Origin of the sequence: Pumilibacter intestinalis (assembly GCF_943193005.1) — a bacterium.
GTDB lineage: Bacteria > Bacillota > Clostridia > Christensenellales > Pumilibacteraceae > Pumilibacter > Pumilibacter intestinalis.
In genome coordinates this window covers 35271-46894 of sequence record NZ_CALPCH010000004.1, presented here as the reverse complement: position 1 = coordinate 46894, position 11624 = coordinate 35271, and the positions used below count along the sequence as shown (strand labels likewise).

Sequence of the window (11624 nt, the reverse complement as noted above, 5' to 3'; positions counted from 1 at the left end):
ATAAACTCGGGGTGTGCGGTCATATACTCTATTATCAAGTCAGGAAAGGAGACTGCATATATGGAAAAATTCGATATCTACAGCGATATCCGCAGCCGCACCGGCGGAGATATCTATGTAGGAGTCGTAGGCCCCGTGCGTGCGGGCAAATCGACGTTTATTACGAATTTTATGGAAAAACTCGTAGTACCCAAAGTGGAAAACAAGCACGTGCTCGAGAGAATGAAAGACGAGCTGCCGCAGAGTGCGAACGGCAAAACGATTATGACCACTCAGCCCAAATTCGTGCCCAACGAAGCGGTGTCGGTGTCTATCGCCGACGACGTTGACGTTAAGGTTCGTCTTGTGGATTGCGTAGGTTACATGGTAGACGGCGCAAACGGACACATGGACGGCGAAAAGCCGCGCATGGTTAAAACTCCGTGGTCGGAAGAAGAAATATCTTTTGTGGACGCCGCGGATATAGGCACGCGCAAAGTTATAAGCGACCATTCCACCATAGGGGTGGTGATGACCACCGACGGCTCGATAGCAACGGAACTGCCGCGTGCGGCTTACGTTGCCGCCGAGGAACGCGCAATAAACGAGCTTAAAGAGCTCGGCAAGCCGTTTATAATAGTTCTCAACTCCACCGTACCCAAGTCTAAAGAAACGGTGAAACTCGCATTGCAACTCGAAGAGAAATACGCAACACCCGTAATGCCGCTCGACGTTCTCAATCTCACCGCCGACGATATAACGCAGATGTTCGAACGCGTGCTCATGGAATTCCCTCTTATGGATATAGAGGTGAAAATAAGCAAGTGGTTACAGGCTCTGCCGCTCGAAGACGGCATAATTCGCTCGCTTGTGGATAATTTGCTTGCCTCGAGCGAAACCATGAAGCGCATGGCGGACTACAAACAGCCCGAAGCTCTTTTCGAGGACTCCGACTCATTCTTGCAGCCGCAGGTGGAGAACGTAGAGCTCGATAAAGGCAAAGTAACTTACATGGTTAACGCTCGCCCCGAACTGTTTTATAAGGCTCTCGGCGAACAGTGCGGCATGGATATAGCCGACGATTTCGCGCTCATGGCTCAAATGAAATCGCTTGCGGTTGCAAAGCGCGAATACGACAAACTTGCGGAAGCTCTCGAGCAGGTGAAAGAAACGGGCTACGGAGTTGTTACGCCCACCATGGACGATATGACTCTCGAAGAACCGCAAATGGTTAAGCAGGGTTCGCGTTTCGGAGTCCGTTTGCGCGCTTCCGCGCCCAGTCTGCACATAATGCGCGTGGATATCCAAACCGAAGTTAATCCCGTTGTGGGCACCGAACAGCAAAGCGAAGAGCTTGTGAAATATTTGTTAAGCGAGTTCGAGAACGACCCCAAAGGCATTTGGGAAACCAACATGTTCGGAAAGTCGCTTCACATGCTCGTAAAAGAAGGGCTTAACAACAAGCTCACGTCAATGCCCGACGAAACGCAGAAAAAGATGCGCAAAACCCTGTCGCGCATTGTGAACGAAGGCAAGGGCGGCATAATCTGCATATTGCTGTAATTAATAGTCGCAATAAAGAGCAAATCGCTTCGGCGGTTTGCTTTTTTTGTTTGCCCGTGTTATAATGTTTATATATCGCGTAACGATAAACGGTAGGAGAAACAAATGGAAAAACTGATAGTTGCGAGCAAGAATAAGGGCAAAATAGCCGAGGTTGCGGAGATACTCAAGGGCGTTTACGAAATAGTTCCCATGGCGGATATAGGCATAAGCGTAGATATAGACGAAACAGGCGACACGTTCGAGGAGAACGCGCTAATCAAGGCGCGTTACGTATTCGAGCACACCGGACTCGCCGCACTGAGCGACGACAGCGGACTGTGCGTAGACGCGCTCGGCGGCGCACCCGGGGTTTATTCGGCGCGTTACGCGGGCAATCACGGCGCGGACGAAGACAACAACAACTTACTGCTTGAGAATATGCGCGGCGTAACGGACCGCTCCGCTCGTTTCGTGAGCGCGATTGCGCTCGTATGTAAGCGCGGCGAATTCGTTGCCACGGGCAAGGTAGAGGGGCGAATTTTGCACAAAGCGGAGGGGAACGGTGGCTTCGGATACGACCCGTTGTTTTATTCGACCGAACTATGCAAATCTTTCGGAATTGCTTCCCCCGAAGAGAAAAACTCGGTGAGTCACCGCTACCGCGCACTTGCCGAACTTGTGAAAAAACTGGCTCGGTGAACGCTCGTGCCGTAAACGGCAGTTATGTGTAGATAAAATTTTTAATTACATCGAATTCGCCGTCGAATCTGTAGCCGTGTTTAACGAATACGGCTTTTTTACGCAGTCGCAACTTTTTTTGACGTAGTAGGTGAGTTTTACCTGTTTACTTTGTCGAAGAATGGCGATATTCTTTGGGTGTCATGTTGTATACTTGCTTGAATACGTGTATAAAATGACTCAAACTATCGTAACCTAATTCCGACGATATCGCGAGAATACCGTTATCGGTTGTGCGCAACAACATTGCTGCATATTGCATTTTTGCGTTTTGCATATAGTCGCTGAGCGTAATGCCTACGTAGCTGTGAAACAACCTTGCAAGATGGCGGTAACTGAAATATGTTAATTTATGCAGTTCGGTGACGGGGCTTACTATGTTGGGCGGAATAACGATTTTTTGTATGAATTCGTTTAGCCATAGAGGATATTGTTTAACTTCGTTCGAGTTAACTCGGTATACCGTTTTTATAACGTCCATCCAAATAAATTTCATATAGGAATTGTATTTTTCGATATCGTTTTCGGAGAGCACTTGCGCCAAAACGATATTGTTATTTATTTCGTCCATTACTTTTTGTTCTATATTGTAAAACACGGGCTCTTTTATGGCTGCAAGTTGGTCATAAAGTTCAGGCGTAAAAAAATCGAATACTTTTTTCAGTTGTTCGTCTGTTATTGCGAGATTGAGTTGCAAAAAGTCGGACGAACTTTTCGAAAAGTAGTGTATGTCTGAAGGGTGAACGAGGGCGCCCATACCCTTTTTGACTATTATGCTTTGTTCGTTTCCGTTTTGCGGAGAAACGGTACAATGAGTAGTTTGACCTTGAAGAATTATGAAAAATTCCCAATAGTCGTGATTATGCGGTTCTATGACGGAACGTTTGTAAAGGTGAAAATGAAACGGACTATCTTTGAATGTGAAATCGTTTGCGTGATTTGCTGTAACCATGCTTTCATTATATCACGGTTTTATCGAAATTTCAAGGCTTTAGGCAAAAAAGCAATATAAATTTCAAACTGTATTTAAGTTTTGGCAGAAAATCACAACTTAATGGCATATTAAGACAAGAAATCGCGCGAATTTTGCCTTATAATGGATGTGTAATAAAATTACGCAGTACGAGTATATATTCGACTTTTCGCAAGAAAAGCGTTTGTATTATAAAAAACAAGGAGGTAAATATGAGAATGAAAAAGTTAAAAACTTTTTCTCTGGCGATATGTGCAGTGCTTGTGTGCTGTGCGTGCGCTTTGGCATGCATGGCATGCGGGGATAAAGAGGGGAACGACGAAGCGCCGCCCATAACAAATCCCGTGCGTACCGCGCCAACGCTTACGGTTAACGATGCTACTCTTACTGGCACGGTAGGGGTTGCCGTAACTTTGCCGGCGGCAACCGCGCTTGACGAAGAAGACGGCGATATTTCGGCGCAAGTAAAAGTACAGGTGTATTTTGACAGGGATTACATATACGTTTATCCCGAAGAAAATCCGCAGGAAGGTGCGGCGGGCAACATAACAAATTCGTTTACTCCGACAAAAGTGGGCGAATATCAGGTAATATACAACGTTAAGAACAGCGCCAATAAGTCGGCGCGCAAAACCGTAACGCTTACGGTGGGAGCATCGAGCGAGGCGCGCACGCAACAGTATGTTGCAAATAAAGAACAGTGGGTATTTTCCGAAGACGGCGCAGGCGGAGAAATTGACGAATACGGATACATTTCGCTTGCGGCGGGGCATAGTGCGCCTTCGGTTGCTTACGGCGGCAAGAAAATAAAGAGCGGCGACTCGTACTCGATACGTTTCAACGCGACTGCCGACGGCACTATGTTTTACGTGGTGGGAGCGCACATGAGCGGCAACTACGCCGTCGCCGCTCCCGACGGTGAAGAAGGCGTTTTGGGCAATGCCAAGCGTTTGGCATTCAGAATATTGTCTTCTAAGATAGAGCCGTATTTTGCGAGCATAAGCAACAAAAATCTTCTTATGAGTTGCGGGGAACTTAACGAAAAACTTTTGGACGGTAAAGACCATACTTTATCGGTGCGCAACACGCTTATAACCGACGGAGGCGAAAAGAAGATAAAAACCGAGATTTGGATTGACGCGCCCGTTTCGTCGTCGCCGAAGTATACCTCCGAAATCACTGAAACGGCCGCGCTCGAGTATTACGGACAGCAAACGTTCGACGCCGAACTCGCAGATATGTTCGACGAAGACAAATTCGGAGGCTGGTTCAATTTGGGCGCGTGGCGAAACGGAAGCTCTGACGACGTGTTTGCCTTAAAGGCGCTTACTTTTAACGAAGAAGCTTATATAGAAACGCCAAAACTCGTAACGTCCGCGCCCGAAGCGTCTTACGTTAAGGATTCGGACATAGCGTTTGAAGCCGCTACCGCCGAAGACGGCAACGACTACGAAAACATAACGAGTCGCATTAAGATAACCGTTACCAAACCGAACGGAGATAAAGAGGAACTCGACGGCAATACGTTTACTCCCGACATGTTCGGCAGACACTCTATAAGATATTACGTTACCGACAGGAGCGGAAACATAGCGTATGCCGACTACGAGTTTTCGGTAAGCAAAGGGGCGAGCACTGTTGCGCCTACCATAACGCTCAGAGGCGAAACTGAAAATATAACCGTAAACGTGGGCGAAACGGTTACCGTTCCAGCAGTGGAGAGCGCAATAGACTCTTTCGGCGACGACGTGCTCGAGTTTGTGGAAATTTCGCTTATCGGCGCAGAGGCAAAATCTTTGGCGGCCGTAGAAAGCGTAACGCTTTACAGCGCAGGCAAGCACTATATACGTTACAGCGTTACCGATTATAACAATCTTACCACCGTTTTGGAAGTTCCCGTAACGGTTATAAACGATAAAACCGATATTTCGCTTGCCGACTTTTACATGACGAACAACACCGAATACAGTGAACTTTTCGGTGTGGGGCTCGGCGGACTGGGCTATGCTCACAACAAGATATACTCCGAAAAAGTGCGCGTGTTGCTTGACTTGAACGTTGCCACCGCATGGAATTCGGGCGACGGAATAAACTGGGTAGAAATAAATATGCGCGGCGGCAAAAGCCTCGACTATGCGCCCGGCACAAACGGTTTCAATTCGTTCGGTTGGCCCAATGGACTTATTATGGAAGTGTGCAGCGAGGGTATATGCATAAAGAGCAGCGGTCACGATTCCGAGCAATTGGGTATTCACGCTTTTAATGCCAAAGAATACTTTGCGAAAGGGCTCGTAGAAGTTGCTTGGCAGGTAACCGACCTTTATTCCGATGGCGAGTTTATAGGCGTTAAAATAGAGGTTTGGTTAGACGGAAAGGTTGCTCGCATGGATTCGACAGTTGCGGACAGAGATGGTAACTTGGTGCTTTCGACACGTTTGCTCGGTTCTCGTCCCGAGCTTACAAAAGCGGGCTGGCTCACGTTTGCCCGCAACGGAGGCAGTATTAAAGAAGCGGTTATAAAAGGCATTACCATTGACGGATCTGCTCCCGTATTCCACACTATGGAAACTGTTCCGGCGGACGAAAACGTTACCGTGTATCTTGACGACGAATATACGTTGCCCGTGCTCACTCTTAAATACGGCACGCAAGACGATTTACAAGACCTTTCTTCGCAAGTACAAAAATTCATTTGCAAAAACGGAGAAACCGAAGACTACACAACTCCGTTTATGCAAAACACTCTTACCGTAAGCAACGAATACATTGCCGGGTTCAAAGTGATGTACCGTTACAATAACGTTACTATAAAAACGGTTAGCGTAAACGTGAGCGCCGAGGCGAAAGACATAGTATGGCAGGGCGAACACGAAAATCTCGGCGCAACTCTCGGAGAAGAATTTGCTTATCCCGTAATAACCTCGTTCAAAATGGGCGCTACCACCATTACCGACGGCATAGTAACAAAGCTCGGTTACAAAGATACCTCTATAGCGCTCAAAGAACTTTCGGGGGGGGGTACGTTTACTCCTTCGCTAAATAAAGACATAGTGCTCTACTATTTCTACGGCGAAAACGTTGTGGCAACGCTTGACATAGCCGTAAGCGGAGAAACCGCTCAAGGGAACATACTCGACAGTGCAACTGTTGACGGACAGCATATACAATACACCGCTCAAAAAGTGTACGATGAAAAGATGTCGTTAAAGATTAAACTTAACGCAAACAATGTTACGGATGGCGCAACAACCGGTATGGATTGGAATAACGTAGGAAAACTGCTCAACATTTACCTTCGTCCGACTAATTCCACTAATGCGCTTTCCGCAATAAAACTAACGTTTTTCGTGAACGGCGCTATGAATGTAAGCTATCACGATAATTACACGAGCATTTTGGGTTGCTTGCATATAAAGGAACTGCTTAATACCGACACCGACGAGCAGATTGTAACTTACATGGTTGAAGAACTGTATAATGACTCGAATGAGCTTACGGGTATTCAAATACATGTGTGGATAAACGGCAAAAAGGTGGAATGGGACGATTATTTCAAGTATGCAGGATACGAGCTTTCGGCAAGCGACCTTAAGGCAGGCATAATAAGCGACGCCAACATTCAAAAGATATCGGCGCCGAGCTTTGAAGGCGCCGACGGCTATGACAGAGTATATTCCGAATACAACCCGTTAATTCAAGTGTTCGATTCCGCCAAACTGGAAATGCTCGAATGGCGCATAGACGGAACCGAATGTACATTAACACAGCAGGCATAATAAAACGGAGAAACTTTTAATGGAAGACTTGCGTGTAAGCAGACGAAAAAAGTTCAAAGCCAAAATCAGATATATGCGGCATAACTGGGGCATGTACGTAATGATGTTGCCCGGCATGCTGTCGCTACTCATATTTTCGTTCGGACCGATGTTCGGGTTGTACATGGCGTTTATAGACTATACGCCGTCTATACCCATATTCGAATCGGAAAACGTGGGCTTTCTATGGTTTCAGGTGATGTTCGAAGATCCGCTGTTTTGGAAGATGGTTCGCAATACCGTTGTGCTGTCATGTCTCAAAATAGCGGTGAACTTCCCGCTCGGAATAATACTCAGTTTGCTGATAAACGAACTTGTGGGCAAGGTGTTCAAGCGTACTTTTCAAATGGTGTCGTATTTGCCGAACTTTATTTCTTGGGTAATAGTTTCGGGTATGTTGCTCGTATTTTTAGACGGCGACAGCGGAGTGCTTAACAAGATAATAGTTGCGTTCGGCGGCAATCCCGTTTCATGGTATGCCGAACCGTATAAATGGTGGGCGATACTCGTTATAACCAACTTGTGGAAATGTTTGGGGTGGAGTACGATAATGTATGTGGCGGCAATGCTCTCTATAGACTCGCAGCTTTACGAAGCCGCCGAAATAGACGGAGCGAGCAGGCTGCGGCAGGTGTTTACCGTAACTTTGCCTGGTATAAGACCGCTTATATCGATGACTCTCATTCTTACTATAGGAAAGATTTTCTCCGACGATTTCGAGCAAATATACGCGCTCGTGGGGCAAAACGCCATACTCTCGGAAACGACTTCGGTAATATCCACAAAGGTGTTCGAATACGCGAACAACGGCAACTACATTTATTTTCCGCTGTCTACCGCCATGGGACTTGCGCAAAGCCTTATCGGGTTTATTTTGGTGGTTGTATCGAACACTGCCGCAAAAAAACTCAATGTGGAAAGCGTGTGGTGAGGTGACCGTATGATAGTAAGAAGCAGAGGACAAAAGATATTCAACGGAGTAAACATTGCCATACTTACGTTGTTCGGATTGTTTTGCCTTATACCGTTTTTAATGATATTTTCGGCGTCGCTTACGGGCGAAGGGGAGTTTTTGGCGCACGGTTACGCGCTCTTTCCGCGAGGATTTACTTTCGACGCATACGTTAGGCTGTTTGCCGACGATATTACGATTGTGCGCGCAATAGGCAATTCTTTGTTCTATACCGTGGCAGGCACGCTTTTACACACTTTCGTTACGGCGCTTTCCGCGTATCCGTTAAGCAAAAAGAACTTTGTGGGCGGCGGCATATTCATGCGCTTGATACTTTTTGCAATGCTGTTTTCGGGCGGACTTATTCCCACCTATATACTCGTAGTAAACATGGGGCTTAAAAACAACTGGCTCGCGCTTTTACTGCCGGGAATGCTTGCGCCGTGGACGTGTTTTCTTATAAGAAATTTTTACTATTCCATTCCGCAATCGCTGGAAGAAGCCGTGAAAATCGACGGAGGCAATAACTGGGTGGTGTTCACTCGCATATATCTGCCGCTTTCTATGTCGTTTTTATCAACGGCGGTGCTTACAAACGCGGTGGCTTTTTGGAACGCGTGGTCGGGGCCTATACTGTATTTCGATAACGCTCACCGATATATGCTGCCGCTTACCGCCGTGCTTCAGCAGTTGTTGCAAGAAAACATATCGTCTTCTGGTTCGGCGATAGGCGGTTACACCGAGCCGATGAAAATGGCTACCGTCGTAATATCGGTAGTGCCCATACTCATCGTTTTTCCCATAATACAAAAGTATATGATAAACGGAATGATGTACGGCGCGGTTAAAGAATAAACAGGAGAACTTATAAAAACAATGAAAAAAATCATAAGTAAAATAATGTGTCTTGTATTCGCGGCGTTGGCCGTAACGGGTTGTTTCACCGCATGCGGCAACGATTACGGAGCCGATACGGTTGTAATATTCCTCGAATACAACGGTGCGGTGGGTAGCGCCGACGACGAAGTAAAAGCCGCGCTCGAAGCCAAATTCTTGCAGGATACGGGCGAGAGCATAAATCTTGTACTCGAGCCGTTTCCGTCGACTACGGTGGCTCAAAAGGCGATAGGTGCCATAAGCGCGTCGAGCGAACGCATAGACGGCATAATAAGCCACTATTCGTCCGACTCTTTGCTTACCACTATGATTACCGAAGAAAAGGAGCTCAAAGACCTGACTTCGCTCGTAGCGGAATACGCGCCCAACTATATTGCGCAGTTTACCGAAACCACCGATCCCGAGGGCAGAGCGTATCATAAAGGCATGTTTAACGGCAAGATATACGCGCTTTCCACAATGGAGCGCAATTCGGTGTTCGGCATGCTCGTAAACCGCGATCACATGGCTAAAACGCAGTTTAATCCCGATGAGTACGACGTTGCCAAAGACGGTTATAAGTCGCTTACCATAGACGAATTCACTACGCTTTTACGCGAACTCAAAACGGCGAGCGGAGGCGGCAGACCTATAGTTGCCGCGCCTTACGACCTGGAGTACTTTATCGGCCCCGTATACGGTTGCATGGGATACACGCGCAACGATATAGTAGACGGCACTTTTTATCCCGCGTACGTTACCGACTCGTATCTTAAAGTTATGGAGTACGAGCGCATGCTCCAACTCGAAAAACTTTGGATAGAAAATCCTACGGGCAACAGTCAAGCCGATACCAACTTTTACGCAGGCAAATCGTCTATTTATATGTGCTGGCCCGAAGTGACCTCGCAAATAAACGTTGCCCGCAAGCTCAAAAGCTCGATAGGCGCCGACTGCGTTATGCTTGCGCCGCTGATTGCCGAAGGGCAAACCGAAACGCGGGGTAATTCAAGAACGGAAACGGCTTTTTCGGGGCTTACCGTTCCCAACAAGGGGCAAAACACCGAATTGCTGCTCAAGTTTATAAACTGGCTGTATTCGAGCAAAGACAATTACGACATTGCAAAATACGGCATTGAAGGAAAGCATTGGGTGCGCGCCGAGGTTAACGGAGCTCCCGCATACTCGTATCCCGAAGACAAGAGGGAGGAATTCGAAAAGCAAGCTCCGTATTCGGGACTTTACTCCCTTCTTACAAACGTGAACGTATCGGAACGCATTTATGCCGGCTATACCGAGCAAGAGGCTAAATGGGTGCAAGAAGTGCGCGGATTCAAAACGTTCCCCGAGAACGGCTACGTAGACGAGGGCATGAATATGGTTGCTCCGTCAGCAAAGTACGACAGGCAAGTGCGGCTCGAGCTTGCAAACTTCGGTATAGAGGCGGTGGGCATACGCGCATACGCATGGTCCGACGCCGATATTCCCGACGGCAAGACTTTGGCGAGCATGCATGCCACGCTCAAAGAAAACGTTAAGACAAAGTACAAAAACTATATAAATTTCATAAACGCCGACTATGCCAAGTTTGTAGAGTCGTTGAAAAATTAAAAAGGAGTTAAAAAAATGAATTATCGTTTTACCAAAAGATTTGTTACGGCGGTTGCTTTTGTGCTTGCCGCGGCTTTCGCGATATGCATGCTGTTCGCAATTTCGTCGCAGACTGCAGCCGCGGATGAGGCGGCTTTACCCGTAAACATTTTCGCTATGAAATCGGACTGGCAAAAAGGCAGTTCCACGTCGGGCTTGATCGAGTGGAACGAAAACGGCGGACTTTCGATAACGCCCGTCAGCACGGTCGGCACGGTGTATACAGGCGCGAAAATGGGAGAGGGTAAAATATCGTTTACCTATAAACTCGAGTACGACGAGGGGCTCGATCCCATGACCGAAGAAACGAGATGGAATTCGTTCTTCGGCGTAATGTTCGGCAACAGTCCCACGGGCGTAACGGCAACCGGCCCCGCACTTGCCTGCCCGTGGGAAGCGAACGGCGGATATCCTTATATGCTTGCGTTCAACACCGAAGTGCAGGGTAACAAAGACGCGAGAATGAGCGAGTTCGGCATGCAGTTGCGCAGATACGGTCACGACGGCGATCAAAGTTTTACAAAGTGGAATACGGTAAATCCCGTAGCCGACACCGACGTTGCCACCAACGGCAGAACGTTTGAAACCTGCGTGCCCGAATTTTTCAAGCCGATAACCATAGCCGATTGCTACGACGAAAGCGAACACAACGTTGAAATTGAGGTTAAGTATCTTTACAAAGCCAACGGCGACGAAAAGGACGCTATTAAAATCGACGTGACTTTCGACGGCGAAAAATGCCTTACGGTTATCGACGAAATGCCGTTCGAGGGCGAGGAGCTCGGCGACGTGGCGTATATCGACAAGCGCGAAGACGCGGGATATATTTCTTGGTTTGCATACGATCCTCTTGCCGACGCCACCACCAAGAACTTTACCATACACGTAAACAAAATGACCGCTACGTTCGACGAGAGCACAGGCGTTGCGCCCGCTCCGCAACCCGGCACGAACGGTTCGGGCGATAAGAGTAGCGGCGGTTGCGGCAGCGTAACGGCGGGAACTTCGGTTCTTTTGGGCATTTTGGCGCTTGCGGCGTGCGCGGCGGCGGTAACGTTCAAAAAGAAACAAACAAAATAATTTATAAGGATATTTA

At 47.6% G+C, this 11624-nt stretch carries 8 protein-coding genes; 7 read left to right on the top strand and 1 reads right to left on the bottom strand.

Annotated elements, in window-relative coordinates:
- The first annotated feature begins 60 nt into the window (after positions 1 to 60).
- Together spoIVA and rdgB are read left to right on the top strand one after the other, a co-directional pair.
- Positions 61 to 1542, top strand: a complete 1482-nt coding sequence (spoIVA, locus tag NFR55_RS02930; protein ID WP_251546060.1) for a stage IV sporulation protein A — start codon at positions 61 to 63, stop codon at positions 1540 to 1542.
- A 105-nt stretch (positions 1543 to 1647) separates the two neighbouring features.
- A complete protein-coding gene (rdgB, locus tag NFR55_RS02925; RefSeq protein ID WP_251546058.1) occupies positions 1648 to 2223 on the top strand; it encodes an RdgB/HAM1 family non-canonical purine NTP pyrophosphatase in 576 nt (191 codons plus the stop codon).
- Between the two features lie 145 nt (positions 2224 to 2368).
- Here the strand turns inward: rdgB and NFR55_RS02920 are convergent, their stop codons facing one another.
- The gene (locus NFR55_RS02920) at positions 2369 to 3214 is read right to left on the bottom strand and encodes an AraC family transcriptional regulator (protein WP_251546056.1); all 846 of its coding nucleotides are present in this window, start codon (positions 3212 to 3214) and stop codon (positions 2369 to 2371) included.
- 239 nt (positions 3215 to 3453) lie between these two features.
- On the opposite strand from NFR55_RS02920, the gene NFR55_RS02915 reads away from it, so the two are divergent.
- Genes NFR55_RS02915 through NFR55_RS02895 form a run of 5 tightly spaced genes read left to right on the top strand, consistent with a single transcriptional unit; the run spans position 3454 to position 11608 of the window.
- Positions 3454 to 7011, top strand: coding sequence for a DUF5011 domain-containing protein (locus NFR55_RS02915; protein ID WP_251546054.1), 3558 nt, complete (start codon positions 3454 to 3456; stop codon positions 7009 to 7011).
- A gap of 19 nt (positions 7012 to 7030) precedes the next feature.
- Positions 7031 to 7981, top strand: a complete 951-nt coding sequence (locus NFR55_RS02910) for an ABC transporter permease (protein WP_251546052.1) — start codon at positions 7031 to 7033, stop codon at positions 7979 to 7981.
- A gap of 9 nt (positions 7982 to 7990) precedes the next feature.
- Positions 7991 to 8857 carry a carbohydrate ABC transporter permease gene (locus NFR55_RS02905; protein ID WP_251546050.1) on the top strand — a complete coding sequence of 289 codons (867 nt, stop codon included), beginning with the start codon at positions 7991 to 7993 and terminating at the stop codon, positions 8855 to 8857.
- Between the two features lie 21 nt (positions 8858 to 8878).
- The gene (locus tag NFR55_RS02900) at positions 8879 to 10489 is read left to right on the top strand and encodes an ABC transporter substrate-binding protein (protein WP_251546048.1); all 1611 of its coding nucleotides are present in this window, start codon (positions 8879 to 8881) and stop codon (positions 10487 to 10489) included.
- A 15-nt stretch (positions 10490 to 10504) separates the two neighbouring features.
- Entirely contained in the window at positions 10505 to 11608 is a 1104-nt protein-coding gene (locus NFR55_RS02895) for a hypothetical protein (protein ID WP_251546046.1), read from the top strand.
- Positions 11609 to 11624: the final 16 nt, after the last annotated feature.

Coding starts and splice junctions, on each gene's coding strand:
- NFR55_RS02905 (WP_251546050.1), top strand. CDS start 7,991: ATGATAGTAAGAAGCAGAGGACAAAAGATATTCAACGGAGTAAACATT.
- NFR55_RS02900 (WP_251546048.1), top strand. CDS start 8,879: ATGAAAAAAATCATAAGTAAAATAATGTGTCTTGTATTCGCGGCGTTG.
- NFR55_RS02920 (WP_251546056.1), bottom strand. CDS start 3,214: ATGGTTACAGCAAATCACGCAAACGATTTCACATTCAAAGATAGTCCG.
- NFR55_RS02895 (WP_251546046.1), top strand. CDS start 10,505: ATGAATTATCGTTTTACCAAAAGATTTGTTACGGCGGTTGCTTTTGTG.
- NFR55_RS02915 (WP_251546054.1), top strand. CDS start 3,454: ATGAAAAAGTTAAAAACTTTTTCTCTGGCGATATGTGCAGTGCTTGTG.
- NFR55_RS02910 (WP_251546052.1), top strand. CDS start 7,031: ATGGAAGACTTGCGTGTAAGCAGACGAAAAAAGTTCAAAGCCAAAATC.
- rdgB (WP_251546058.1), top strand. CDS start 1,648: ATGGAAAAACTGATAGTTGCGAGCAAGAATAAGGGCAAAATAGCCGAG.
- spoIVA (WP_251546060.1), top strand. CDS start 61: ATGGAAAAATTCGATATCTACAGCGATATCCGCAGCCGCACCGGCGGA.